The following is a 24921-nucleotide window of genomic DNA, read 5'->3' on the forward strand; positions in this document are numbered from 1 at the left end:
ATGCAGATTTCCGATCGTTTGCCGATTTATTCAACATTTCGCACATTTGTCAGGCATTGTGCCGCGGATATTTCCAGAGCCAGCGCCCACTTACCATACGCCAGTAGAACAATGCCCCACGCACGGCCCAGTCAAGGAACATCCCCAGCCAGACCCCGACGACCCCCATACCGAGCATGACACCCAGCGTATAACCCGCTACCACGCGGCAACCCCACATGCCGAGCATAGAGACCCACATCGCAAAGCGGGCATCGCGTGCCCCTTTTAACCCGGCAGGCAGTACCCAGGACGCCGCCCAGATCGGCATAAAGGCCGCGTTGAGCCAAATCAGGATCTTAACGACCTCTTTAACATCATCTTCGTGGGTATAGAACGAGGCCATCAGCCCGGCAAAGGGCGCGCTCCCCCACGCAATTATCGTCAGACCGATGGTCGACAGCCAGAAGACATGGCGCAACTGGCGCTCCGCCTGCCCTATCTGTCCTTTGCCGAGCCGTTTACCGGTGATGATGGTGGAGGCCGACCCGAGGGCGTTACCCGGCAGGTTAATCAGCGAGGCGATGGAGAAGGCAATAAAGTTACCGGCAATCACATCTGTCCCCATACCGGCAACAAACATCTGGGTAAGCAGTTTACCGCCGTTGAACAGTACCGACTCGATACTGGCAGGAATACCAATCCCCATCACTTCCCAGATAATGGCGAAGTTAAAGGGTCGGAAGTAGCTTTTTAACGTGAGGCGCAGCGATGGCGTGATCCCCGCCATCAACACCCCGAGGATGGCTGCCGCACCAATGTAGCGGGAGATAGTCAGCCCCAGGCCTGCGCCAACAAACCCCATCCCCTCCCAGGAGAAAACACCGTAGATCAGAACGCTACTGATCATGATATTCAGGATGTTCATTCCGCCGTTGATCAGCAGCGGAATTTTTGTGTTGCCCGCCCCGCGCAGCGCGCCGCTACCGATCAGCGCGATAGCCGCAGCAGGATAGCTTAAGACCGTCATTTCCAGATAGGTCAGCGCCAGATCCTTAACTTCATTCGTCGCTTCACCCGCGACAAAGTCGATAATCTCTTTGCCGAAATAGTGGATCACCGCCGCCAGGATGATCGAAAAGAGGGTCATGATCATCAGCGACTGCCGGGCGGCTTCGCGGGCACGCTTCGGATCCAGCTTGCCCAGGCTAAAGGCCACCACCACCGTGGTACCAAGATCGATTGCGGCAAAGAAAGACATCACCACCATGTTAAAACTGTCCGCCAGCCCGACCCCGGCCATCGCCTCTTTACCCAGCCAGCTCACCAGGAAGGTGCTCAACACCCCCATCAGCAGAACGCAGGTATTCTCCAGAAAAATAGGTACAGCAAGCGGGGTGATTTCACGCCAGAACAGAACACGATAGCTTTTACGTTTTGCATACCATGGCGTGCGCATAATCGCCTGGCGGAGAGTGGCAGTAACGTTCAAAATGGACCTTAGCGAGAAAAGTTGAAACTCCATTTCAAATGATGGGGGAGAAAAGCTCATCCTGCAAAGTATTTTCCATAAAAAGATGTCTGGATTTGCAACAAACTGATGACAGAATCGGCAATCGATCGCTAATCACTAAGATCAGGTTTGACAAAAGTTTTTTCGCCGCTAAGATAAGCCTCCACAACGATTCCTCTGTAGTTCAGTCGGTAGAACGGCGGACTGTTAATCCGTATGTCACTGGTTCGAGTCCAGTCAGAGGAGCCACATTCTGAAAAGCCCGCTTTTAAAGCGGGCTTTTTGCTTTTCTGGTGAGGAAAAATGGACTCTTTGTTTGTCTACGGTACGTTACGCCCGGGCCATTCAAATGCACGTATTCTCGAAAGCATCGGCGGTGAATGGCAGGCCGGTTTTGTCACCGGGACATTTTATGCGCGTGGCTGGGGCGCTGCGGCAGATTTTCCGGGTATCGTGCTGCACGCCGATGGCCCACGCGTTGAGGGTTATCTGTTTATCTCCAGTAACCTTGAGGCACACTGGCCGATGCTGGATGAATTTGAAGACGGCTACGATCGGGTCGAGGTCATGGTGACCACCGCCGAAGGTGACCAGGTTAAGGCCTGGATCTATCAGCTTCAGCCGCGCTCTGCGTAATAAAAAAGGCTCTCTGTCACCAGAGAGCCTTTTTTGCAATCAGCAGCGATTATTCGCTTTTGGCTTCAGCGTTTTTGATTTCGCCCATCACTTTCAGCTTTTTGGAGATGTCACGGCGCTCTTTAGACAGCTCAGCGTTTTTGATGATGTAGTCATCAACGCGGTCTTCGTAGTCGCTCTTCATGCTGGCGATGATGCCCTGAATAGCTTCAACGCTCATACCTGGCTTAATGTAGTCGCTCAGGTTATCCAGCAGCAGAACACGTTTCTGGTTGTCACGGATCTTCTTCTCAACGTCCTGGATTTCACGCTGCAGTTTGTTTTTGCGGCGGAACAGGCGGACGAATTCCAGAACATCCTGGAACGAAGGCTTGGTAGTTTCCATTTTTACACCCCTGATAATGTGAGATTCGGATTCGTTAAAGCAACCGTTGTACCAATAACCTTACTGACAGCGGCTGCGAATGACAATGAGTATATCGTTTAAAACTATCATAACCCCAATTGATGCTGAATCGAAGCAGCAGCCGTCACATATGGCGATAGCTGCTCTTTATTTGCGCAGTGCGCGGCAAATGAGATGCGACAGCAACTCAAGCTGACGCGCCAGTTCCATGCTCAGCCAGACGTAACCATGGATTGGGGTTTCCGCTACGTTATCGCCCTGTCGCTCGTTGATCAGCTGTTTCAGTTCGGCAACGATCTCATTCAGACGCTCGCTGTTTGCGAGGATGGGCTGCGGGTTACCTTCATAAAGGGCATGAGCGATGGTCAGAAGGGTTTGCTGCGTCATCTGCTGCGTCTCCTTCAGCGTCTGCGCGTTCAGCATTAACAGATGGCTGGGGCGCGAGGCCCAGTGCGCGTTGATTTGCAATTCAAGCATGCAGACCAGATTACGGCTCACGGTCTGGATAGCTTCGAAAATCGATTTCTGAATATGGGTCTCTTTACTGGCAGGAGTAATCAGACCGCGCATTTTGACCACGTCATTAAGGATCTGCTGAAGGTGCTTCTCCAGCCGGGGACGTTCGACAAGATTAGGTGAAAAACCGGCCTGGTAGACGCGGTTAAAGGCGGTGACGTAGTTTGCCATCTGAATGCGCCAGTGCAGGAAAGCGCGCTGCGGCCAGATACCGGTGAAAAGCATCGCCAGCAGTGAACCAAGGATAACATCCCCGCTTCGCCACAGTGCCGTGGTCATATCACCCGCTGGCGCGCCGACCACCACCGCGAGGGTGATACCAATCAGCAGTGCCTGATAGGGCTTTTTACCCAGCGCCAGCCAGCCGCAGAGGAACATGGCGACACCGCACCAGGCCAACATCACCGGGAATGAAATAAGCTCCAGCTTTAGGGCAATCAACCCAAGGGCTGAACCAAAAACCGTACCGCCAATGCGCTCGAAGGCACGCGGGACAACGTTCCCCCAGAACGAGATAGGCCCCATGACAACCACCAGCGTGATCAGCGGCCACGTTCCTTCAGGAACATCCAGCAAACGGACCAGCACAAACGTCAGAACGAATGCCAGCGCGATACGGCACCCATGAACCACGCGGTAGTGTTTATACAGCCGAATTTCAAAAGACGTTAATGATTTGTCGGGACGCACACCCGCTCTCCAGCTACACGGCAAATCACAATTGTACTGCGTTTTCAGCCGGGCGGATCACACCCGGCTGAAAAACCCTGCATTTAACAGGACTACCCCGCTTTATGCTCTACGCCGATAAACATTTCGATGTCCCAGTACCCGTCGGCGTTGCCATCATTGAGATAGCGCTCGAAGCACGGTTTCAGAGCCATCTGGAATTTGTTGTCCTGCAAAAGGGAGTTAAAGAACTGGTACCACGGCGTGGCGAAGTCGTAGTTTTCAACACGTGCTTTCGCGACGGCGTAATCTCCGGCCACAATTTCCGTCATCATTACCCCTTCGCTGTTTTCCGGGATAACGAAATCATCCGGTACCGTAACGGCCGTATCGCAGCGCAATTTTTCTGCCGGGACTTCGTCCGGGTTATCGTAATAAACCGCAACCCACTCCAGCGGCTGAATGTGTCGGCCATCGACCCACATGACGAGCTGTTCAAAGCCCTGTTTTACCGTGTGTTCCCATGGCCCGACCAGGTGAAAACCGGCAATCTTACGTTTCTTTTCCTGCCTGATGCTGTAGTCCATACTGCCTCCGTTTATTACTGTATATTTATACACTATAAAGCAGAATTTCTATAATCGGCAATCAAGGAGTGTTTATTATGTGAGCAGACTCGCAACCCTGCCAGTCTGCTCAGAAAAGTTAGATTTTGTGGTGCAGGTAATCACTCAGACGGGAGAAAAGGCCACCTTTATCAACACGCTCCAGCGTCACCAGAGGCCAGTGAGCGACCACTTTATCGCGGTCGTATAACTGGATCTCGCCTACCCGCTGATGGGCGGCTATCGGCGCTTCCAGCTCTTTTGTATCCAGCACGTATTTTGCCTTGATGTTCGGTACTTCTGCTTTCGGTAATGCCAGCCAGAAATCCTGGTCGGTGCCCAGGTTCACCTGTTCCTTATCGCCGTACCAGATCCGCTCGGTACCCACTTTTTTACCGTTGTGCAGGATCTGCACGGTATCAAAATTCTGTTGTCCCCAGTGCAGCAGTTTACGGGCCTGATCCTCACGCCCTTTCGGACTGTCTGCCCCCATCACTACAGCGATCAAGCGACGCTGACCGTCCACGGCGGAAGCAATCAGGTTAAATCCGGCCCCTGACGTGTGCCCCGTTTTCAGTCCATCTACGTTCATGGTCTTATCCCAGAGCAGACCGTTACGGTTTTGCTGCGTGATCCCATTCCAGGTCAGGCTCTTTTCACTGTACATGTGGTAAAACTCAGGCTCGCCGTGGATGATGGCTCTGGACAGCACGGCCAGGTCATACGCGGAGCTGTGCTGGCCTGGGGCATCCAGACCATGAACGGTTTCGAAGTGCGTATCGCGCAGATTCAGCTTTTGCACATAGTCGTTCATCATCTTCACGAACTGCGGCTGACCACCGGCCACGTGATCCGCCAGCGCCACACAGGCGTCGTTACCAGAATCAACAATCAGACCGCGGCTGAGGTCGCGCACAGAAACGCGGTCACCCTCTTTCAGGAACATCAGTGACGAACCGTCAAATACCGGGTTACCTTTTGCCCACGCGTCGCGCCCGACGGTGACAATGTCATCCGGGGAAATGCGGTGGCTATCAATAGCGCGGTCAACAACGTAGCCGGTCATCAGCTTGGTGAGACTCGCCGAGTTGCGTTGTTGATGTTCGTTGCCCGCCGTTAAGATTTGACCCGTAGTGTAATCCATCAGTACCCAGGAGCCGGCCTGAATGGCCGGAGGCTGCGGCGAAAAATCCAGCGGATCGGCCGCAAAAGCAGATGAGACACTCGAAGCGAGTAGAGAAACAGCAATAAACAGACGGCGTTTCAACGGTATATCCTCAGGTCATTAAAAATCGATGACCTTTTTACGGGAGTTCTGGTGTCGTTACCTGGCTTAATTGCAAAAAAATGTGACAGAAAGCATGTTTTTCCCGGAACCACGCTCGCAAATTTGCAGCATGGCGGCGCTTTTTATTCGGTCTGTCCCTCACGATCGTTTACCATAGTGACGTCACTTTTTAACAGGATGGTATTACTGGTGTCTGACTCTGCCGCACGCCCGACTTTTTTATTCCACGACTACGAAACCTTTGGCACCCACCCGGCGCTGGACCGACCGGCGCAGTTTGCCGCCATCCGTACTGACGACGAATTCAATATTATTGGTGAGCCAGAGGTCTTTTACTGCAAACCTGCCGATGACTACCTGCCGCAGCCCGGCGCGGTCATGGTCACGGGGATAACGCCCCAGGAAGCGCGGGAAAAAGGCGTTAACGAGGCAGAGTTCGCCCGCCGTATCCACGATCTGTTCACCGTTCCCCATACCTGCGTGGTCGGGTATAACAATATCCGTTTCGATGATGAAGTGACGCGCAACATCTTCTACCGCAACTTCTACGATCCCTACGCCTGGAGCTGGCAGAACCGCAATTCGCGCTGGGATTTGCTGGATATCATGCGCGCCTGTTATGCGCTGCGCCCGGAGGGGATTAACTGGCCAGAGAACGAAGACGGATTGCCAAGCTTCCGGCTGGAGCACCTGACGCGCGCCAACGGCATTGAGCACAGTAATGCCCACGACGCGATGGCCGACGTCTACGCCACCATTGCCATGGCGAAGCTCGTTAAAACCGCACAACCACGCCTGTTTGAGTATCTGTTGAGTCATCGCAGTAAGCAGAAACTGATGACGCTGATTGATGTGCCGCAGATGAAACCGCTGGTGCATATCTCCGGCATGTTTGGTGCCTGGCGCGGCAACACCAGCTGGGTGGCACCGCTGGCCTGGCATCCGGATAACCGTAACGCGGTCATCATGGTGGATTTAGCCGGGGATATCTCCCCGCTGCTGGAGCTCGACAGCGATACCTTGCGTGAGCGCCTCTATACCCAGAAAGATGCGCTAGGAGACCTGCCCGCGGTGCCGGTCAAACTGGTGCATATCAATAAATGTCCCGTGCTGGCGCAGGCCAATACGCTGCGCCCGGAAGATGCCGACAGGCTCGGGATCAACCGCCAGCACTGCCTGGATAACCTTAAAATACTGCGCGAAAATCCGCAGGTGCGCGAGAAAGTCGTCGCCATATTTGCCGAAGCCGAGCCATTCGTGCCGTCCGAAAATGTGGATGCGCAGCTGTATAACGGCTTCTTCAGCGATGCCGACCGTGCTGCGATGAACATCGTCCTGCAAACCGAACCGCGTAACCTGCCCGCGCTGGACATCACCTTTGCGGATAAACGCCTTGAGAAGCTGATGTTTAACTACCGCGCGCGTAACTATCCCGGCACGCTGGATGAAGCTGAGCAGGAACGCTGGCTGCAGCATCGTCGTAATGTGTTTACGCCTGAATATCTGCACGGGTATGCGCAGGAGCTGGAGATGCTTTACGGCCAATACGAAGGGAATGAAGAGAAGCAGGCGCTGCTGAAAGCACTGTTCAAGTACGTACAAGAGATAGTCTGAAATTCAGTGATAAAAAAACCGGAGGCGATGGTCTCCGGTTTTTTTTGCCCGATGGTGCTGCACTTACGCGGGCCTACGGGTTTTGTCGGTCGGGTAAGCGAAGCCGCCACCCGACACGGTATTACGCAACGTCTTCGTACTGAGGAACCGGGTTACGGAAGCTCTTCGTCACGCAGGCCAGGTAAACCAGACCAATACCACCCCAGATCAGCCCCAGAATCATAGAGCTCTCTTCCAGGTTAATCCACAATGCACCGACCGTCAGCGCACCGCACATTGGCAGAACCAGGTAATTGAAGTGGTCTTTCAGCGTTTTGTTGCGCTTCTCACGGATCCAGAACTGCGAGATCACGGAGAGGTTAACAAAGGTAAAGGCCACCAGCGCACCAAAGTTAATCAGTGCCGTTGCCGTCACCAGGTCAAATTTAATGGCCATCAGGGCGATTGCGCCAACCAACAGCACGTTCCACGCCGGAGTACGCCATTTCGGATGAACGTAGCCGAAGAAACGGGTTGGGAACACACCGTCACGACCCATTACATACATCAGGCGAGAAACCCCAGCATGCGCAGCCATACCAGAAGCCAGAACGGTAACGCTGGAGAAGATCAGTACGCCCCACTGGAAGGTTTTCCCTGCTACGTACAGCATGATTTCAGGCTGTGAAGCATCCGGCTCTTTGAAACGAGAGATATCCGGGAAGTACAGCTGCAGGAAGTAGGAGGCACCAATGAAGATCATGCCACCAATCAACGCAGTCAGGAAAATGGCTCGTGGGATCACGCGTTCTGCATCTTTGGTCTCTTCAGACAGAGAAGAGATACCGTCGAAGCCCAGGAACGAGAAGCACAGAATAGTCGCACCGGTGATCATCGGCACCACATGTGCCCCTTCAGACCAGAACGGACGAGAGCTGACCAGCGTGCCCGCGCCTTCACCGTGAGAAACACCGTAAATGATCAAACCCACAATAACCGCAACAATGCCCATTTGCAGAATAACAATCAGGGTGTTGAAGTTCGCCACGGTCTTAATGCTGCGCAGGTTAGAGATGGTCATAAAGGCCACTAACGCAACAACAAAGAGCCACGACGGTACCGAAGGTACCAGCGCTTCGAAGTAAATTTTTGCCAGCAGAATGTTGATCATCGGCATGAACAGATAGTCCAGCAGGGATGACCAGCCCACCATAAAGCCAACCGCCGGGCTAATGGATTTCTGGGCATAGGTGTAGGCAGAGCCTGCAGACGGGAAACGGCGAACCAGTTTACCGTAGCTCAGCGCTGTAAAGAGAATAGCGACCAGTGCAAAGGCATATGCCGTTGCCACGTGACCGTCAGTAAGGCCTGATACGATACCGAATGTATCGAACAGCGTCATTGGTTGCATATAGGCAAGGCCCATCATAACAACCGGAATCAACGTAAGTGTTTTACGTAATTCCACGCGAGAGGTGTTTGGAGTTGCGTTATGCGACATAGTTATTCTCCTTTACGGTGATAACCGCCACGTAAGCGAAAAATTGCCCCATTTCTTTCTTCCTCAGCGACAACAACTGTCGGATTTTAGTAAATATCTATCCGGTACGAAGCCCGGCCTCTTGGTTTTTAGTTTCGTTTCATACATGCAAAAAAAAATAACCGACGCCTTTTATATCGTCGATTATTCCTTTGGTTGCTGCGGCGCATTTTGCCCCACATCAGATACAAAACGCAATACTTTACAAAGGCATTGTAAATATTCCTGCGCTAACTGGCTGATTTGTGGACGCTGCTCTGCGTATAGACAGCGGCGATAGCACTATTTGCTAAAATTTCGTCTCGCCACCAGGCGCTGGCTAACCCCGCCGTTTGTTCATTCCAGCCAACCCAGACCGATTCATTACTGCTTTGAGCCAGAACCTGTTTTTCAATCAGCGCGCCGCTATCAAGAAATCGCTGCGCCAGATAGCGAGGTAAATAGCCGCAACCCAGCCCACTGATTTGCAATTCCAGCTTGGTTTTAAAATCAAAAACGGTGATGGCCTCCTGCTCATCAAGCAGCTGCGACGATACTGCACATTCCGGCCGTGAGCTGTCGCCCACCACAATGGCACGGTAACCTTTAATAACGCGCCGGTTAATGGGCTCGGGCTCCCGGGCCAGCGGATGATGCGGAGCAACCGCAAAAACTTGCTCAAGTATCCCGAGGCGGGCAAACCCAAAATCGCTCAGTTGAGGAGGTTCATGTAATGCGCCGACGATGATATCCGCCCTACCCTGAACCAAGGCCTCCCAGGAGCCGCCCAGTACACCATTAATAAAAATCAGCCGGGTCACGCTGTGGCGCTGATAAAACGCTTCAATTAGCGGCGTCAGCAGGGAAAACGGAAAAGTATCGTCAACGCCAATCACCAGTTCATTTTCCCAGCCCTGATGAAGTTTGATGGCCTGTTTTTCCAGTTCGCGGACGGTGTGCAGCACTTCACGCCCTTTTTCCAGCAGCATTTGTCCGGTGCGGGTAAAGCGGGCCCGGTGGCCAGAGCGATCGAGGATCTGGATATTCAGATCGCTTTCCAGTTTATGAACCGTGTAGCTCAGCGCTGAAGGGGTTTTGTAGAGCTTCGCTGAGGCAGCCGCAAAGCTGCCTTCTTTTTCCAGTGCATCCAGAATAATGAGAACATCCAGCAGCGGTTTCATGTTCGCCCCCTTCCGGTGTGCGAGGGATTCCGCCGGAGGACTTATGCCATGGGCATCACCAGCGGATCGGGATACTGATACTCAAAACCCAGTTCATGACAAATGCGGTTGCCATCAACAATTTTGCCTTTGCTTTCGTCCTTTGTCTCACCAAAAACGGGTGGCGCCAGACCCAACTGACGCGCCATCAGCGGGTAAAATGTGCTTCGCGCAGGATGAGAGGGTGCACATATATTATAGATGTGCCCACCCTTTGGAGCCTGTAAGAGGAGCTCAATTGCCCCGACAACATCGTCTAGATGCACCAGATTCACCACATGTTGCCCATCGGGGGCAGACTTGCCGGCAAAAAAGCGTCCCGGGTGTCGCCCAGGGCCAACCAGCCCCGCCAGACGCAGGATATCAACCTGCGTTCCCGGCAGGTTGTGCAGCCAGTCTTCCAGCTCTTTCAACACTTTTCCGCTCGCGGTAACAGGACGGCGCTCGGTAGTCTCCTTCACCACACCTTCAACATCACCGTAGACCGAGGTTGAGCTGGTAAAAATAATACGCGGCACATCGTGTGCCAGTGCGCTGTCGACAATCTCCTGCATCGCCTGCAGATAGAATGATTCGCCCGGGCCGCTGCGACGCGCGGGAAGCGTAATGACCAGCGCATCCACATTCATCAGCGTGTCCAGATCGTCAGTATCACATACCAGCTCTGGTTCAAGACGCAGCTCGACGCCATCAATACCGCACATGCGCGCCGCCTCCACGCCATCCGCCGTGGTTTTGCTCCCGGTCACATGCCAGCCTTTCGCGGCTAATGACATCGCCAGCGGCATTCCCAGCCATCCTAAACCGACAATCGCGACCTTTTTCATGTGAATTCTCCTGACTCTCACTCGTCTCTCATAAGGCTACGCCAGCGCAGCAGAACACACAATTCATAGCATCAATATGAAATGAATTAATGATCAAAAAAAGCCCTTGCAATGTGTCATACAACTGGTTTAGGTTAAAAGACATCAAATGAATAAGCATTCATCGAGAATTTATATGACACGCGTTCAATTTAAACACCACCATCATCACCATCATCCTGACTAGTCTTTCAGGCGATGTGTGCTGGAAGACGTTTGGATCTTCCAGTGGTGCATGAACGCATGAAAAAGCCCCCGGAAGATCTTCTTCCGGGGGCTTTTTTTTGGACCAAATTCAGACAGATTAAAACAGGTTAACGAGGAACACAGAATGTTAGATAACTCACGTTTACGCATAGCTATTCAAAAATCAGGCCGTTTAAGTGATGATTCACGCGAACTGCTGGCCCGCTGCGGGATTAAAATCAACCTGCACACCCAGCGCCTGATTGCCCTGGCTGAAAACATGCCCATCGACATTCTGCGCGTGCGTGATGACGATATCCCTGGCCTGGTAATGGACGGTGTCGTTGACCTTGGCATCATCGGTGAAAACGTACTGGAAGAAGAGCTTCTGACCCGTCGCGCTCAGGGTGAAGATCCGCGTTACTTCACCCTGCGTCGCCTGGACTTCGGCGGCTGCCGCCTGTCACTGGCAACACCGGTTGATGAAGCCTGGGATGGCCCGGCCGCGCTGAACGGCAAACGCATCGCTACCTCCTACCCTCACCTGTTAAAACGCTATCTGGATCAGAAAGGCGTGCAGTTTAAATCCTGTCTGCTGAACGGCTCTGTTGAAGTCGCGCCGCGTGCGGGCCTGGCGGATGCCATTTGCGACCTCGTCTCCACCGGTGCCACCCTGGAAGCGAACGGCCTGCGCGAAGTGGAAGTGATCTACCGCTCCAAAGCGTGCCTGATCCAGCGTGACGGCGAAATGGCTGACGCCAAGCAGCAGCTGATCGACAAACTGCTGACCCGTATTCAGGGTGTGATTCAGGCGCGTGAATCCAAGTACATCATGATGCATGCACCAACCGAACGTCTGGACGAAGTGATCGCCCTGCTGCCAGGTGCTGAGCGCCCTACCATTCTGCCACTGGCGGGCGATCAGCAGCGTGTGGCGATGCACATGGTCAGTAGCGAAACGCTGTTCTGGGAAACCATGGAAAAACTGAAGGCACTGGGCGCAAGCTCCATTCTGGTGCTGCCAATTGAGAAGATGATGGAGTAATTGCCATGAGCTTTAACACGATCATCACCTGGAATGAGTGTACTGACGAACAGCAGCGCGAGCTGTTGATGCGCCCAGCCATCAGCGCCTCCGAAAGCATCACCCGTACCGTGACGGAGATCCTGAATAACGTCAAAACCCGTGGCGATGACGCGCTGCGGGAATACAGCGCGAAGTTTGATAAAACGGAAGTCGGTGCGTTAAAGGTAACCGGGCAGGAGATCGCCGAGGCGGAAAGCCGTCTTGGGGACGAGATCAAACAGGCGATGGCCGTCGCGGTGAAAAACATCGAGACTTTCCACGTCGCGCAGAAACTGCAGACCGTTGATGTGGAAACGCTGCCGGGTGTGCGTTGCCAGCAGGTGACCCGCCCGGTCGCCTCGGTGGGCCTCTACATCCCTGGCGGCTCCGCCCCGCTGTTCTCAACCGTATTAATGTTGGCCACCCCGGCACGTATTGCCGGTTGCCAGAAAGTGGTGCTCTGCTCCCCACCACCGATTGCCGATGAAATTCTCTATGCTGCAAAACTCTGTGGCGTGCAGGAAGTGTTTAAAGTCGGCGGAGCGCAGGCGATTTCTGCCCTCGCGTTTGGCACTGAATCTATCCCGAAGGTCGACAAAATTTTTGGCCCGGGCAATGCCTTTGTCACCGAAGCCAAGCGCCAGGTCAGCCAGCGTCTTGATGGCGCGGCCATTGATATGCCCGCGGGTCCGTCGGAAGTGCTGGTGATTGCCGACAGCGGCGCCACGCCGGATTTTGTGGCGTCTGACCTGTTATCCCAGGCGGAACACGGCCCGGATTCTCAGGTGATTTTACTGACGCCTGATGCCGATATGGCCAAACGCGTGGGTGAAGCCGTAGAGCGTCAGCTTGCCGACTTACCCCGCGCCGACACGGCACGCCAGGCGTTATCCGCCAGCCGCCTGATTGTGGCGCGCGACCTTGACCAGTGCATCGCTATCTCCAACCAGTACGGCCCGGAGCATCTGATTATTCAGACCCGCAACGCGCGCGACCTGGTCGACAGCATCACCAGCGCAGGTTCGGTTTTCCTCGGCGACTGGTCCCCGGAGTCCGCGGGTGATTACGCCTCCGGCACCAACCACGTTCTGCCGACGTATGGTTACACCTCTACCTGTTCCAGCCTGGGCCTGGCCGATTTCCAGAAACGCATGACCGTGCAGGAACTCTCCCGTGAAGGGTTTGCCTCGCTGGCGTCCACCATTGAGACGCTGGCCGCCGCCGAGCGCCTTACCGCCCACAAAAACGCCGTTACGCTGCGCGTTGCAGCCCTGAAGGAGCAAGCATGAACATTGAAGAATTAGCGCGGGAAAATGTCCGTCGACTGACGCCTTATCAGTCTGCTCGTCGCCTGGGCGGCAACGGTGATGTCTGGCTGAACGCCAACGAATTCCCGACAGCGGTACAGTTTCAGCTGTCACAGCAGACGCTGAACCGTTATCCGGAGTGTCAGCCAAAAGCAGTCATTGAAAACTATGCGCAATATGCAGGCGTGAAGCCGGAGCAGGTGCTGGTCAGCCGCGGGGCGGATGAAGGCATTGAGCTGTTGATCCGCGCGTTCTGCGAGCCGGGTAAAGATGCGGTGATGTATTGCCAGCCTACCTACGGCATGTACAGCGTCAGCGCGGAAACCTTTGGCGTGGCGTGCCGTAACGTGCTCTCCCTGGAGAACTGGCAGCTGGACCTGCAGGGAATTGCCGACAATCTGGACGGCGTGAAGGTGGTCTTTGTCTGTAGCCCCAACAACCCAACCGGGCAAATTATCAACCCTCAGGATATCCGTACCCTGCTGGAGATGACCCGCGGCAAAGCACTGGTGGTCGCCGACGAAGCCTATATTGAGTTCTGCCCTCAGGCGACGCTGGCTGGCTGGCTGGAAGAGTACCCACACCTGGTGGTGCTGCGTACGCTGTCGAAAGCCTTTGCGCTCGCAGGTCTGCGCTGCGGGTTTACGCTGGCCAATAAAGCGGTGATCGACCTGCTGCTGAAAGTGATCGCCCCCTATCCGCTTTCTACTCCCGTGGCTGACATTGCCGCTCAGGCCCTGACCCCGCAAGGGATCAATGCGATGCGTGAGCGTGTGGCGCAAATCCTGGAAGAGCGACAGTACCTGGTGACCGCCCTGAAAGCGATCCCTTGCGTAGAGCAGGTGTTCGACTCTGAAACCAACTACCTCCTGGTTCGCTTTACCGCCTCCAGTGCCGTATTTAAATCTTTATGGGATCAGGGCATTATCTTACGTGATCAAAATAAACAACCTTCTCTGAGCGGCTGTCTGCGTATTACCGTAGGTACCCGTGCAGAGAGCCAGCGCGTGATTGACGCACTGAAAGCGGAGAAAGTATGAGCCAGAAGATCCTCTTTATCGACCGAGACGGCACCCTGATTTCGGAGCCACCAACCGATTTTCAGGTCGATCGTTTCGACAAACTGGCTTTTGAACCAGACGTGATCCCGGTGCTGCTGAAACTGCAGAAAGCCGGATATAAGCTGGTGATGATCACCAACCAGGACGGTCTGGGTACCGACAGCTTCCCGCAGGCCGACTTTGACGGCCCGCATAATCTGATGATGCAGGTACTCACCTCTCAGGGGGTGGTATTTGATGAGGTGCTGATTTGCCCACATCTGCCTGCCGATGCGTGCGACTGCCGCAAGCCGAAGGTGAAACTGGTAGAGCGCTATCTGCTGGAAGATGTCCTGGATAAAGCCAACAGCTATGTCATTGGCGATCGCGCCACCGACATTACGCTTGCCGAAAATATGGGCATCACCGGGCTGCGCTACAACCGCGACGATCTCAACTGGGCGAAGATTGGCGAGCAGCTCACCAAACGTGACCGCTACTCGCACGTAGAACGCAACACCAAAGAGACACAGATTGACGTGAAGGTGTGGCTGGATCGCGAAGGCGGCAGCAAGATCCACACCGGGGTGGGTTTCTTCGACCACATGCTGGATCAGATTGCCACCCACGGCGGCTTCCGCATGGAGATTACGGTTAAAGGCGATCTCTACATTGACGATCACCACACCGTTGAAGACACCGGTCTGGCGCTGGGCGAAGCGCTGAAGCTGGCCCTGGGCGACAAACGTGGCATCAACCGTTTTGGGTTTGTTCTGCCAATGGATGAGTGCCTGGCGCGCTGTGCGATGGATATCTCCGGTCGTCCGCACCTGGAATATAAAGCCGATTTCACCTACCAGCGCGTGGGCGATCTCAGCACCGAAATGGTGGAGCACTTCTTCCGTTCATTATCCTACACCATGGGCCTGACGCTGCACCTGAAGACCAAAGGCAAGAACGACCACCACCGAGTGGAGAGCCTGTTCAAGGCCTTTGGCCGTACCCTGCGCCAGGCAATTCGTGTGGAAGGTGACGCCCTGCCCTCATCAAAAGGAGTGCTGTAATGAATGTGGTGATTCTGGATACCGGATGCGCCAACCTGAACTCCGTGAAATCGGCCATTGCGCGCCACGGCTACGAGCCGGTGGTGAGCCGCGACCCGGACGTCGTGCTGCGCGCAGACAAACTCTTCCTGCCTGGTGTAGGCACCGCGCAGGCGGCGATGGATCAGATCCACGAGCGTGAACTGGTCGATCTCATCAAAGCCTGTACCCAGCCAGTGCTCGGGATTTGCCTGGGTATGCAGCTGCTCGGCCGTCGTAGTGAAGAGAGCAACGGCGTCGAACTGCTGGGTATTATTGAAGAAGACGTGCCAAAAATGGCCGATCACGGTTTACCACTGCCACATATGGGCTGGAACCGCGTTTATGCGAAAGCGGGTGACAGACTGTTTCGCGGCATTGAGGATGGCGCTTACTTCTACTTCGTGCACAGCTACGCCATGCCGGTGAATCCTTACACCATCGCCCAGTGCAATTATGGCGAGGCGTTTACCGCGGCAGTGCAGAAAGATAACTTCTTCGGCGTGCAGTTTCACCCGGAACGTTCGGGTGCCGCAGGCGCTCAGCTGCTGAAAAACTTCCTGGAGATGTGATGATTATTCCCGCTTTAGACTTAATTGACGGCACGGTTGTTCGTCTTCATCAGGGTGATTACGGCCAGCAGCGCGACTACGGTAACGATCCGCTGCCCCGCCTGCAGGATTATGCCGCTCAGGGTGCGCAGGTGCTGCACCTGGTGGATTTAACGGGCGCGAAAGATCCGGCAAAACGCCAGATCCCACTGTTAAAAAAACTGGTGGCGGGCGTGGATGTCCCCGTACAGGTTGGTGGCGGTGTGCGCACGGAAGATGACGTTGCGGCACTGCTGGACGCAGGCGTGGCGCGCGTGGTGGTCGGCTCGACGGCGGTCAAAGACCCCGACACGGTGAAAGGCTGGTTCCGCCGCTTTGGTGCCGACGCGCTGGTGCTGGCCCTGGATGTCCGTATCGATGAACAGGGTAACAAGCAGGTAGCGGTAAGCGGCTGGCAGGAGAATTCTGGCGTTACCCTGGAGGAGCTGGTGGATATTTATCTGCCCGTTGGCCTGAAGCACGTGCTGTGCACCGATATCTCTCGCGACGGTACGCTGGCAGGCTCTAACGTTTCTTTATATCAAGAAGTTTGCGCCCGCTATCCGCAGGTGGCGTTTCAGTCCTCTGGTGGCATAGGTGATATTAACGACATCGCCGCGCTGCGCGGGACCGGTGTGAAGGGTGTGATTGTGGGCCGGGCCCTGCTTGAAGGAAAATTTACTGTGACGGAGGCGATTCAATGCTGGCAAAACGGATAATCCCTTGCCTGGACGTACGTGACGGCCAGGTCGTAAAAGGCGTGCAGTTCCGCAACCACGAGATCATCGGCGACATCGTCCCACTGGCAAAACGCTATGCCGATGAAGGTGCAGACGAACTGGTATTTTATGATATCACCGCCTCCAGCGATGGCCGCGTGGTGGACAAAAGCTGGGTCGCGCGCGTCGCAGAAGTCATTGATATTCCGTTCTGCGTGGCGGGCGGGATTAAGTCTGCAGAAGATGCGGCGAAAATCCTCTCCTTTGGTGCCGACAAAATTTCAATCAACTCCCCTGCGCTGGCCGACCCGGAGTTGATTACCCGTCTGGCCGATCGCTTTGGCGTGCAGTGTATTGTTGTCGGGATCGACACCTGGTATGACGCGGCCACCGGCAAGTATCACGTCAACCAGTATACCGGCGACGAAAGCCGTACCCGCGTGACCCAATGGGAGACGCTGGACTGGGTCCAGGAAGTGCAGAAACGTGGCGCGGGCGAAATCGTGCTGAACATGATGAACCAGGACGGCGTGCGTAACGGGTATGACCTCGAGCAGCTGAAAAAAGTGCGTGAGGTTTGTCATGTCCCGCTGATCGCCTCCGGCGGTGCGGGCGCTATGGAACACTTCCTGGAAGCCTTCCGCGATGCGAACGTTGACGGCGCGCTGGCGGCTTCCGTGTTCCACAAACAGATTATCAATATTGGTGAGTTAAAAACGTACCTGGCCGACCAGGGCGTGGAGATCAGGGTATGTTAACAGAGCAACAACAGGCGCAACTGGACTGGGAAAAAACTGACGGATTACTGCCCGTGGTTGTCCAGCATGCCGTTTCCGGTGAAGTGCTGATGCTGGGATACATGAACCAGGAGGCGCTGGCGAAAACGGTCGACAGCGGCAAAGTGACCTTTTACTCGCGCACGAAACAGCGCCTGTGGACCAAAGGGGAAACCTCTGGCCACTTCCTGAATGTGGTTAGCATTACGCCGGATTGCGACAACGATACTCTGCTGGTTCTGGCTAACCCCATCGGTCCGACCTGCCATAAAGGTACCAGCAGCTGCTTCGGAGAGGCAAGCCACCAGTGGCTGTTCCTGTATCAACTGGAGCAGTTACTGGCTGAGCGTAAAACAGCAGATCCTTCCAGCTCGTATACGGCAAAGCTGTATGCAAGCGGCACCAAGCGTATTGCGCAGAAAGTGGGTGAAGAAGGCGTTGAGACCGCGCTGGCCGCGACGGTGCATGACCGCGAAGAGCTGACCAACGAAGCGTCTGATTTGATGTATCACCTACTGGTGCTACTGCAGGATCAAGAGCTGGATTTGACGGCGGTGATTGAGAATCTTCGTAAGCGGCATAAATAAAAAAACCGGGGAATTTCCCCGGTTTTTTTATCTGCAAGTCAGGCTTTTGGTTTGTAGTTACGCAACGCGTTGCGGCCGAGAACCACACCTGAACCGATAATCCCACCGAGCAAGACTGCCAGAATTAACGTGATGGCCTTTTTCGGGCTGTCACGTCGGATAGGAAGATCCGGCTTCATGACGTAACGATAGACATGAATAGTGTCCGGCTTAACGTTTAGCTTCTCAATATCCAGTAAGTTTTGTTTGGTCTGATAATACGCACCAGGGAAGACCAGTGGACGAGACGCTTCGTTATCAATCATTGATTTCAACGCTTCGCTTCCCAACAGGAACATGGTTTCCTGAGTCACGTCCTGGGTTTGCTGGATCTGCGGAGTGGTAATTTTCGCCGCTTCCGCGTTCTTAAGCGCCTCAGAAATCTGTTTAATGCGCAGATCTTTTTGCTCCTGAGCGACTTTTTCCTGGTTTTCAAGGGAGTCATTCAGACTGGTGATCTGCTGCTTAATGTTGTCTTTGAGGTCGAGAGCAAGTTCCTTCGCCGTTTGCTCATCCACCTGTTGGATGTACTGCGCAAGCTGTTTTTGTGCCGCTTCTGCTGACTCACCTTGATAAGTGACGCTTAACGGCAACGCTTGCCCTTTAACGGTTGCATCGATGGTCAGCTTTTCTGGCATTTCCTGGTTTTCAAGCGCCTGAGCTAAAGCAGAAAATGAGGAATTGAAACGACCAATGGCACGGTTTTGGATATCCTGCATTGAAGGAGCAGCACTACCATAAAGGATATTCAGTGCATTCGCGTATGTGGCAATCTGCGCCGCATCCGGCTGGGAAATGATGGCGGACGAGGTCCATTTTTCTTTTGCAACGGTGATGTAAATACCCGCAATGATGATAAAAACAGCAACAAAAGCGCCAATTACCCACTTTCCACGCCACAGCTGTAGCACTAAATCAAGTAAATCAATTTGCTCCGGACCATTACTGCTATTAACCGGAGTATTGTTGTTCTGCGTCATACAATCCCTAACAGATGAAAAAGGGCAAAAAAAGTGATGTCTACATAGTGTATCTGTTGCCAGCGATTTTTCTATCAGAATCCGATGAGTTATATCGGAAAGATGGGTTATATAACTCGCGGCCAACGCGCTATCATATAGCAATTCTGATGTCTCAGGCATCGATAAGAACGAAGAGTTAACGAGGAAGATATGAAATTTTTGGTTACGGGCGCGGCAGGATTTATCGGATCGCATGTCAGCAAACGCTTGCTGGATGCCGGGCACCAGGTCGTCGGTATTGATAATCTGAACGACTACTACGACGTCAATCTCAAACTGGCACGTCTGGATTTACTGAAATCCGGGAATTTCACCTTCCACAAGATGGAGTTAGCCGATCGTGAAGCCATGGCAGCGCTGTTTGCCACCGAGAAGTTTGATCGCGTCATCCATCTGGCTGCACAGGCAGGGGTTCGCTACTCGCTGGAAAATCCGCACGCGTATGCGGATGCTAACCTAGTCGGTCACCTTAACGTGCTGGAAGGTTGTCGCCATAACAAGGTACAGCACCTGCTGTATGCCTCATCAAGCTCCGTTTATGGTCTGAACCGCAAGATGCCGTTCTCCACTGACGACTCCGTAGATCACCCGGTGTCACTGTATGCGGCGACCAAAAAAGCCAACGAGCTGATGTCGCATACCTACTCTCATTTGTACAACCTGCCGACCACCGGCCTGCGTTTCTTTACCGTGTATGGCCCGTGGGGACGTCCGGACATGGCGCTGTTTAAGTTTACAAAGGCAATGATCGAAGGCAAAAGCATCGATGTCTATAACTACGGCAAGATGAAGCGCGACTTTACCTATATTGATGACATCGCCGAAGCAATTCTCCGCCTACAGGATGTCATCCCTCAGGCTGATGAAAACTGGACTGTCGAAACCGGTTCGCCGGCGACCAGTTCCGCGCCTTATCGCGTTTACAACATTGGTAACAGTTCTCCGGTTGAGCTTATGGATTACATTACGGCGCTGGAAGAAGCACTCGGCAAAGAAGCAGAGAAAAACATGATGCCGATTCAACCGGGTGACGTGCTAGAAACCAGCGCGGACACGAAAGCGTTGTATGACGTTATTGGTTTTAAACCGCAGACTTTAGTCAAAGACGGGGTGAAAAACTTTGTCGACTGGTATCGCGCTTTCTACAAGGTCTGAAAATAAAAAAACCCGGCAACATGGCTGGGTTTTTTACGCGCGTTAAAATAATCAATCGCTACCGAACAGATCGCGGGTATAGACTTTATCCGCCACATCCGCCAACTCTTCCGCCATGCGGTTAGAGATAATCACGTCCGCTTCCTGCTTGAATGCATTCAAATCGCGAATCACACGTGAATGGAAGAACTCATCTTCCTGCATTGCGGGTTCATAAATAATGACCTGTACACCCTTCGCTTTAATACGCTTCATGATCCCCTGAATGGAAGAAGCGCGGAAGTTATCGGAACCGCTCTTCATGATCAGACGATATACACCCACCACTTTCGGCTGACGCGCGAGGATGGAATCAGAAATGAAATCCTTACGCGTGCGGTTAGCATCCACAATGGCTGAAATCAGGTTGTTTGGCACAGCCTGATAGTTGGCCAGCAGCTGCTTGGTATCTTTTGGCAGGCAGTAACCACCGTAGCCAAATGACGGGTTGTTATAGTGGTTACCAATGCGCGGATCGAGACAAACACCTTCGATAATCTGGCGGGTATTTAACCCCAGGCTCTCTGCGTAGCTGTCCAGTTCGTTGAAGTAAGCGACACGCATTGCCAGGTAGGTATTGGCGAAAAGCTTAATCGCCTCCGCTTCAGTGGAGTCGGTAAACAGTACCGGAATATCTTTCTTGATGGCGCCTTCCTGCAGTAGGGCAGCAAAGCGCTCAGCACGTTCAGAACGCTCACCAATCACGATACGGGAAGGATGCAGGTTATCGTATAACGCCCTGCCCTCGCGCAGGAACTCTGGCGAGAAGAAGACGTTATCGATGCCCAACTCTTCTTTGATGGATTTAGTGAAACCTACCGGAATGGTTGACTTAATCACCATTACCGCGTTCGGGTTGATTGCGATAACGTCTTTAATGACCGCTTCTACAGTGGATGTGTTGAAGTAATTCGTTTTCGGATCGTAGTCGGTAGGAGTGGCAATGATGACGTAATCCGCATCGCGGTAGGCATCTTCTTTATCCGTAGTGGCGCGGAAATTCAGTTCTTTATGAGTAAGATAATCCTGGATTTCTTTGTCAACAATTGGCGATTTCTTCTGGTTGAGCATATCCACTTTGGACTGCACGATATCCAGCGCAACCACTTCATGGTTCTGGGCAATCAGAATACCGTTCGAGAGTCCAACATAGCCTGTTCCGGAGATTGTTATTTTCATTCGCTAATGACTTCTGTGAGTTAACTGTAGTGATGGCCGCCAGACCATCGCGATAAACATGACTGTTGGGCTTTGTACCTCCAGGCCAACGGAACTGTCAAGGCAAACCAGGAGTAATCCCTGTACTCAGGATGACATTCAGACTACTTCGAATATCAGGAGCCAGATTTCGCGTAAAAAAAAACCGGAGACAAGCTCCGGGTTGTGATTACAAAGCGTTACTTCATTCCATCCATTCGGTATGGAACACACCTTCTTTATCTGTACGTTTATACGTATGCGCACCGAAGTAGTCACGCTGCGCCTGGATCAGGTTGGCAGGCAGTACGGCAGCGCGATAGCTGTCGTAGTACGCCACTGCAGCGGAGAAGGTCGGCACAGGAATACCATTCTGTACAGCGTATGCAACCACATCACGCAACGCCTGCTGGTATTCGTCAGCAATCTTCTTAAAGTAAGGTGCCAGAAGCAAGTTCGCGATACCTGCATTTTCAGCATAGGCATCGGTGATTTTCTGCAGGAACTGGGCGCGGATGATGCAACCTGCACGGAAGATCTTCGCGATTTCACCGTAGTTCAGATCCCAGTTGTTTTCGTCAGAAGCCGCGCGCAACTGAGAGAAACCTTGCGCGTAAGAGACGATTTTGCCCAAGTACAGAGCACGACGCACCTTCTCAACGAATTCCGCTTTGTCACCAGCTGGTTTAGCCTGCGGACCAGACAGCACTTTGGAAGCAGCAACGCGCTGATCTTTCAAAGAAGAGATGTAGCGAGCGAATACGGATTCGGTGATCAGAGACAGCGGTTCGCCCAGGTCCAGAGAGCTCTGGCTGGTCCATTTGCCGGTACCTTTGTTCGCCGCTTCGTCAAGAATCACATCGACCAGGTATTTACCCTCTTCATCTTTCTTCGTGAAGATATCTTTGGTGATGTCGATCAGATAGCTGTTCAGCTCGCCTTTGTTCCACTCGGTGAAGGTCTCTGCGAGTTCTTCGTTGGAGAGGTTCAGGCCACCCTTCAGCAGAGAGTAGGCTTCAGCAATCAGCTGCATATCGCCGTATTCGATGCCGTTGTGAACCATCTTAACATAGTGGCCTGCACCGTCCGGACCGATATAGGTCACACACGGCTCACCATCTTCCGCAACCGCAGCGATTTTGGTCAGGATTGGCGCAACCAGTTCATACGCTTCTTTCTGGCCGCCAGGCATGATAGATGGGCCTTTCAGCGCGCCCTCTTCACCACCGGATACACCGGTACCGATGAAGTTGAAACCTTCAGCAGAGAGTTCACGGTTACGACGAATAGTGTCCAGGAAGAAGGTGTTGCCGCCATCAATAATGATGTCGCCTTTTTCCAGATAAGGTTTCAGGGAATCGATGGCTGCATCGGTACCTGCGCCCGCTTTCACCATTAACAGGATACGACGAGGCGTTTCCAGAGATTCAACAAACTCTTTAACCGTATAGAAAGGAACCAGTTTCTTACCCGGATTCTCAGCGATGACTTCTTCGGTCTTATCACGGGAGCGGTTGAAAACGGAGACGGTATAACCACGGCTTTCGATGTTGAGCGCCAGGTTGCGCCCCATCACTGCCATACCGACTACGCCGATCTGTTGCTTGGACATTACTTACTCCTGTCAGGTGTGGTTGCTTATTAATCTGTTACATACAATCTTTAAATTGTAGCTCAAGAATAAAGCAAAGAAAATCCGTGCTTAAACATAAGGCATGCAAGGATAAAATAGTTAACTTTTGGAAACAAGATCCAATAAATACTGACCATATTGGGTTTTACCCATTGAATGTGCAGATTTGAGTACTTCTTCAGCGGTTAACCAATTTTTTCTATAAGCAATTTCTTCCAAACAAGCAATTTTAAATCCTTGTCTTTTTTCAATGGTGTTAACAAATTGCGATGCCTCAATCAGACTATCATGTGTACCGGTATCTAACCAGGCAAATCCACGTCCAAGAATTTCTACTGATAGTTTATTTTCATTAAGATAGATTTCGTTTAATGATGTGATTTCTAACTCGCCCCTCGCTGAAGGTCTTACTGTTTTAGCATAATCGACAACATTTTCATCATAGAAGTACAAGCCAGTTATTGCCCAATCGGATTTGGGTTTTTTAGGTTTTTCTTCAATACTAATAGCTTTAAAATCAGCATCGAACTCAACCACACCGAACCGCTGAGGATCCAGTACTTGATACGCAAATACGGTAGCACCATCATTATTTTCAGCGACATTTTCGAGTTTACGACCAAAACTTTGCCCAAAGAAAATATTATCCCCGAGAACTAATGCGCATTTTTCATTTAAAATATGCTGTTCAGACAATATAAAAGATTGAGCTAAACCATCTGGTGATTTTTGTATTACGTAAGTAAAGCTAACACCAAATTGAGATCCATCGCCTAGCAGGCGGTGAAATAAATCACAATCTTCAGGAGTAGTAATAATAATAATTTCACGTATACCTGCCAGCATCAAAACTGATATCGGATAATAAACCATGGGTTTATCATAAATTGGTAATAATTGTTTTGATACCGCTTTGGTAAGAGGATATAACCTAGTGCCGGAACCTCCGGCTAGTACAATTCCTTTCATCTAATTCTACCTTTTATAATATATGTTAAATTATAATACGCGGATGATTTTAGCAGGAACGCCCGCAAGAACTACATTATCGGGATGATTACCTCTAACAACAGCATTAGCGGCAACGATGGTATTATCTCCAAGTTTAGTACCAGCCAGAATCACCACATTTTTACCTAAGAAGACATTGTTACCAATGTGTACATCCTTAGTCACACAAGGTTGATTAATAAAAGGCACACTACTTAATTGAAATGAATGGTCGGTATCAGAAATAAACACATTGGATGAACATAAAAAATCGTTGCCGATTAGAATTTTTGACTGGCATATTAAATGAAAGTTATCACCAATTGCCGTGTTATCACCGAACTCACAACTTGCGGCATTAGATAGCTCAACTCTGGCGTGCGGATAAATTCTAAATCTCTTTCCAAATATTATATTCTTAATGTTATAGAAAAAGGTTGGCTTACCTAAATATAATACATTCCTCATATTCCAAAAAAAGAGCTTATATATTTCAGCTCTGACGACCCACGTTAACTTTCCCACTTTTAACCTCGCCATTGATGATGTCATCCATAATTTCAGCTGTAAAACTCAGATCCTCATCTCTGAAATGTCCAGCATAGAGAAAATCAGTAAATAGTATAGATAATTCTTTTAAAGAAATTTCATGCTCACTTTCAGATAAAACGTAATCGCCTTCT

The 24921-nt window shown here is 52.2% G+C and carries 26 protein-coding genes, 1 tRNA gene and 1 other annotated feature; of the genes, 13 read left to right on the forward strand and 14 right to left on the reverse strand.

Annotation, left to right across the window (positions count from 1 at the left end):
* Window positions 1-49: 49 nt before the first annotated feature.
* Entirely contained in the window at window positions 50-1504 is a 1455-nt protein-coding gene (emmdR, locus tag ACQG19_RS16185) for a multidrug efflux MATE transporter EmmdR (protein ID WP_120727113.1), read from the reverse strand.
* Between the two features lie 161 nt (window positions 1505-1665).
* On the opposite strand from emmdR, the gene ACQG19_RS16190 reads away from it, so the two are divergent.
* Together ACQG19_RS16190 and ACQG19_RS16195 are read left to right on the forward strand one after the other, a co-directional pair.
* Window positions 1666-1741: transfer RNA gene (locus ACQG19_RS16190), tRNA-Asn, on the forward strand.
* A 54-nt stretch (window positions 1742-1795) separates the two neighbouring features.
* Window positions 1796-2128 (forward strand): gamma-glutamylcyclotransferase family protein, encoded by a 333-nt coding sequence (locus ACQG19_RS16195; RefSeq protein WP_246932557.1) that lies wholly within the window; start codon window positions 1796-1798, stop codon window positions 2126-2128.
* 49 nt (window positions 2129-2177) lie between these two features.
* Here the strand turns inward: ACQG19_RS16195 and ACQG19_RS16200 are convergent, their stop codons facing one another.
* The 4 genes from ACQG19_RS16200 to dacD form a co-directional block, all read right to left on the reverse strand.
* A complete protein-coding gene (locus ACQG19_RS16200) occupies window positions 2178-2513 on the reverse strand; it encodes a DUF496 family protein (protein ID WP_010432067.1) in 336 nt (111 codons plus the stop codon).
* A 168-nt stretch (window positions 2514-2681) separates the two neighbouring features.
* Complete coding sequence (locus tag ACQG19_RS16205) at window positions 2682-3740, reverse strand: FUSC family protein (protein ID WP_013097836.1); 1059 nt, start codon at window positions 3738-3740, stop codon at window positions 2682-2684.
* A gap of 92 nt (window positions 3741-3832) precedes the next feature.
* Window positions 3833-4306 (reverse strand): DNA gyrase inhibitor SbmC, encoded by a 474-nt coding sequence (sbmC, locus tag ACQG19_RS16210; RefSeq protein ID WP_040022551.1) that lies wholly within the window; start codon window positions 4304-4306, stop codon window positions 3833-3835.
* Window positions 4307-4424: 118 nt separating this feature from the next.
* The gene (gene dacD / locus ACQG19_RS16215) at window positions 4425-5591 is read right to left on the reverse strand and encodes a serine-type D-Ala-D-Ala carboxypeptidase DacD (protein ID WP_246932558.1); all 1167 of its coding nucleotides are present in this window, start codon (window positions 5589-5591) and stop codon (window positions 4425-4427) included.
* A gap of 198 nt (window positions 5592-5789) precedes the next feature.
* Between dacD and sbcB the strand changes: the two genes are divergently transcribed.
* A complete protein-coding gene (gene sbcB / locus ACQG19_RS16220) occupies window positions 5790-7226 on the forward strand; it encodes an exodeoxyribonuclease I (protein WP_407200893.1) in 1437 nt (478 codons plus the stop codon).
* A gap of 121 nt (window positions 7227-7347) precedes the next feature.
* On the opposite strand, the gene ACQG19_RS16225 is transcribed toward sbcB, so the two are convergent.
* The 4 genes from ACQG19_RS16225 to ACQG19_RS16240 form a co-directional block, all read right to left on the reverse strand.
* Entirely contained in the window at window positions 7348-8706 is a 1359-nt protein-coding gene (locus ACQG19_RS16225) for an APC family permease (protein WP_013097840.1), read from the reverse strand.
* Window positions 8696-8758: a membrane protein YoeI gene (yoeI, locus tag ACQG19_RS16230; RefSeq protein ID WP_099458931.1), complete on the reverse strand. Its 63-nt coding sequence runs from the start codon at window positions 8756-8758 to the stop codon at window positions 8696-8698. Before yoeI ends, ACQG19_RS16225 begins: the two co-directional genes overlap by 11 nt.
* Window positions 8759-8975: 217 nt before the next feature.
* Window positions 8976-9905 (reverse strand): LysR substrate-binding domain-containing protein, encoded by a 930-nt coding sequence (locus ACQG19_RS16235; protein WP_013097841.1) that lies wholly within the window; start codon window positions 9903-9905, stop codon window positions 8976-8978.
* Window positions 9906-9946: 41 nt separating this feature from the next.
* Entirely contained in the window at window positions 9947-10771 is an 825-nt protein-coding gene (locus ACQG19_RS16240) for an SDR family oxidoreductase (protein WP_013097842.1), read from the reverse strand.
* Between the two features lie 175 nt (window positions 10772-10946).
* On the opposite strand from ACQG19_RS16240, the gene hisL reads away from it, so the two are divergent.
* The 9 genes from hisL to hisIE all read left to right on the forward strand — a co-directional run bounded on the left by hisL (window position 10947) and on the right by hisIE (window position 18163).
* On the forward strand, window positions 10947-10997 hold the full coding sequence (gene hisL, locus ACQG19_RS16245) for a his operon leader peptide (protein WP_001364200.1): 51 nt from the start codon (window positions 10947-10949) through the stop codon (window positions 10995-10997).
* Window positions 10973-11096, forward strand: a sequence feature (His leader region). Its footprint overlaps the gene before it by 25 nt.
* Window positions 11097-11141: 45 nt before the next feature.
* A complete protein-coding gene (hisG, locus tag ACQG19_RS16250; protein ID WP_000886595.1) occupies window positions 11142-12041 on the forward strand; it encodes an ATP phosphoribosyltransferase in 900 nt (299 codons plus the stop codon).
* Between the two features lie 5 nt (window positions 12042-12046).
* Entirely contained in the window at window positions 12047-13351 is a 1305-nt protein-coding gene (gene hisD, locus ACQG19_RS16255) for a histidinol dehydrogenase (protein ID WP_000009605.1), read from the forward strand.
* Entirely contained in the window at window positions 13348-14409 is a 1062-nt protein-coding gene (gene hisC / locus ACQG19_RS16260) for a histidinol-phosphate transaminase (protein WP_094084482.1), read from the forward strand. The genes hisD and hisC overlap by 4 nt, the downstream gene beginning before the upstream one ends.
* A complete protein-coding gene (hisB, locus tag ACQG19_RS16265) occupies window positions 14406-15473 on the forward strand; it encodes a bifunctional histidinol-phosphatase/imidazoleglycerol-phosphate dehydratase HisB (protein WP_020686233.1) in 1068 nt (355 codons plus the stop codon). Before hisC ends, hisB begins: the two co-directional genes overlap by 4 nt.
* On the forward strand, window positions 15473-16063 hold the full coding sequence (gene hisH, locus ACQG19_RS16270) for an imidazole glycerol phosphate synthase subunit HisH (RefSeq protein WP_001103580.1): 591 nt from the start codon (window positions 15473-15475) through the stop codon (window positions 16061-16063). Before hisB ends, hisH begins: the two co-directional genes overlap by 1 nt.
* Window positions 16063-16800 carry a 1-(5-phosphoribosyl)-5-[(5-phosphoribosylamino)methylideneamino]imidazole-4-carboxamide isomerase gene (gene hisA / locus ACQG19_RS16275; RefSeq protein ID WP_023620901.1) on the forward strand — a complete coding sequence of 246 codons (738 nt, stop codon included), beginning with the start codon at window positions 16063-16065 and terminating at the stop codon, window positions 16798-16800. Before hisH ends, hisA begins: the two co-directional genes overlap by 1 nt.
* Window positions 16782-17558, forward strand: coding sequence for an imidazole glycerol phosphate synthase subunit HisF (gene hisF / locus ACQG19_RS16280; protein WP_246932560.1), 777 nt, complete (start codon window positions 16782-16784; stop codon window positions 17556-17558). The genes hisA and hisF overlap by 19 nt, the downstream gene beginning before the upstream one ends.
* Complete coding sequence (gene hisIE, locus ACQG19_RS16285; RefSeq protein ID WP_014832598.1) at window positions 17552-18163, forward strand: bifunctional phosphoribosyl-AMP cyclohydrolase/phosphoribosyl-ATP diphosphatase HisIE; 612 nt, start codon at window positions 17552-17554, stop codon at window positions 18161-18163. Before hisF ends, hisIE begins: the two co-directional genes overlap by 7 nt.
* 38 nt (window positions 18164-18201) lie before the next feature.
* Here the strand turns inward: hisIE and wzzB are convergent, their stop codons facing one another.
* Window positions 18202-19182 (reverse strand): LPS O-antigen chain length determinant protein WzzB, encoded by a 981-nt coding sequence (gene wzzB, locus ACQG19_RS16290; protein WP_058660572.1) that lies wholly within the window; start codon window positions 19180-19182, stop codon window positions 18202-18204.
* A gap of 192 nt (window positions 19183-19374) precedes the next feature.
* Here wzzB and ACQG19_RS16295 point away from each other — a divergent pair, with 192 nt between their 5' ends.
* On the forward strand, window positions 19375-20379 hold the full coding sequence (locus tag ACQG19_RS16295) for an NAD-dependent epimerase (protein WP_058660573.1): 1005 nt from the start codon (window positions 19375-19377) through the stop codon (window positions 20377-20379).
* Window positions 20380-20430: 51 nt separating this feature from the next.
* Here the strand turns inward: ACQG19_RS16295 and ugd are convergent, their stop codons facing one another.
* The 4 genes from ugd to ACQG19_RS16315 form a co-directional block, all read right to left on the reverse strand.
* Entirely contained in the window at window positions 20431-21597 is a 1167-nt protein-coding gene (gene ugd / locus ACQG19_RS16300; RefSeq protein WP_222168779.1) for a UDP-glucose 6-dehydrogenase, read from the reverse strand.
* A gap of 223 nt (window positions 21598-21820) precedes the next feature.
* Entirely contained in the window at window positions 21821-23227 is a 1407-nt protein-coding gene (gndA, locus tag ACQG19_RS16305) for an NADP-dependent phosphogluconate dehydrogenase (protein ID WP_102752688.1), read from the reverse strand.
* A 120-nt stretch (window positions 23228-23347) separates the two neighbouring features.
* A complete protein-coding gene (gene rfbA / locus ACQG19_RS16310) occupies window positions 23348-24217 on the reverse strand; it encodes a glucose-1-phosphate thymidylyltransferase RfbA (RefSeq protein ID WP_161646165.1) in 870 nt (289 codons plus the stop codon).
* Between the two features lie 30 nt (window positions 24218-24247).
* The gene (locus ACQG19_RS16315) at window positions 24248-24790 is read right to left on the reverse strand and encodes an acyltransferase (RefSeq protein ID WP_426725957.1); all 543 of its coding nucleotides are present in this window, start codon (window positions 24788-24790) and stop codon (window positions 24248-24250) included.
* Between the last annotated feature and the right edge of the window lie 131 nt (window positions 24791-24921).

Origin of the sequence: Enterobacter cloacae complex sp. 277I4, assembly GCF_050031465.1 — a bacterium.
Classification (GTDB): Bacteria; Pseudomonadota; Gammaproteobacteria; order Enterobacterales; family Enterobacteriaceae; genus Enterobacter; species Enterobacter cloacae.

Bases quoted from the DNA above. Each gene is read 5' to 3' on its own strand.
- ACQG19_RS16295 (WP_058660573.1), top strand. From the start codon at position 19,375: ATGAAATTTTTGGTTACGGGCGCGGCAGGATTTATCGGATCGCATGTC.
- rfbA (WP_161646165.1), bottom strand. From the start codon at position 24,217: ATGAAAGGAATTGTACTAGCCGGAGGTTCCGGCACTAGGTTATATCCT.
- ACQG19_RS16235 (WP_013097841.1), bottom strand. From the start codon at position 9,905: ATGAAACCGCTGCTGGATGTTCTCATTATTCTGGATGCACTGGAAAAA.
- sbmC (WP_040022551.1), bottom strand. From the start codon at position 4,306: ATGGACTACAGCATCAGGCAGGAAAAGAAACGTAAGATTGCCGGTTTT.
- hisH (WP_001103580.1), top strand. From the start codon at position 15,473: ATGAATGTGGTGATTCTGGATACCGGATGCGCCAACCTGAACTCCGTG.
- hisIE (WP_014832598.1), top strand. From the start codon at position 17,552: ATGTTAACAGAGCAACAACAGGCGCAACTGGACTGGGAAAAAACTGAC.
- ugd (WP_222168779.1), bottom strand. From the start codon at position 21,597: ATGAAAATAACAATCTCCGGAACAGGCTATGTTGGACTCTCGAACGGT.
- ACQG19_RS16225 (WP_013097840.1), bottom strand. From the start codon at position 8,706: ATGTCGCATAACGCAACTCCAAACACCTCTCGCGTGGAATTACGTAAA.
- wzzB (WP_058660572.1), bottom strand. From the start codon at position 19,182: ATGACGCAGAACAACAATACTCCGGTTAATAGCAGTAATGGTCCGGAG.
- hisF (WP_246932560.1), top strand. From the start codon at position 16,782: ATGCTGGCAAAACGGATAATCCCTTGCCTGGACGTACGTGACGGCCAG.
- ACQG19_RS16240 (WP_013097842.1), bottom strand. From the start codon at position 10,771: ATGAAAAAGGTCGCGATTGTCGGTTTAGGATGGCTGGGAATGCCGCTG.
- hisA (WP_023620901.1), top strand. From the start codon at position 16,063: ATGATTATTCCCGCTTTAGACTTAATTGACGGCACGGTTGTTCGTCTT.
- sbcB (WP_407200893.1), top strand. From the start codon at position 5,790: ATGGTATTACTGGTGTCTGACTCTGCCGCACGCCCGACTTTTTTATTC.
- ACQG19_RS16200 (WP_010432067.1), bottom strand. From the start codon at position 2,513: ATGGAAACTACCAAGCCTTCGTTCCAGGATGTTCTGGAATTCGTCCGC.
- ACQG19_RS16315 (WP_426725957.1), bottom strand. From the start codon at position 24,790: ATGACATCATCAATGGCGAGGTTAAAAGTGGGAAAGTTAACGTGGGTC.
- hisC (WP_094084482.1), top strand. From the start codon at position 13,348: ATGAACATTGAAGAATTAGCGCGGGAAAATGTCCGTCGACTGACGCCT.
- ACQG19_RS16195 (WP_246932557.1), top strand. From the start codon at position 1,796: ATGGACTCTTTGTTTGTCTACGGTACGTTACGCCCGGGCCATTCAAAT.
- hisB (WP_020686233.1), top strand. From the start codon at position 14,406: ATGAGCCAGAAGATCCTCTTTATCGACCGAGACGGCACCCTGATTTCG.
- hisD (WP_000009605.1), top strand. From the start codon at position 12,047: ATGAGCTTTAACACGATCATCACCTGGAATGAGTGTACTGACGAACAG.
- gndA (WP_102752688.1), bottom strand. From the start codon at position 23,227: ATGTCCAAGCAACAGATCGGCGTAGTCGGTATGGCAGTGATGGGGCGC.
- emmdR (WP_120727113.1), bottom strand. From the start codon at position 1,504: ATGGAGTTTCAACTTTTCTCGCTAAGGTCCATTTTGAACGTTACTGCC.
- hisG (WP_000886595.1), top strand. From the start codon at position 11,142: ATGTTAGATAACTCACGTTTACGCATAGCTATTCAAAAATCAGGCCGT.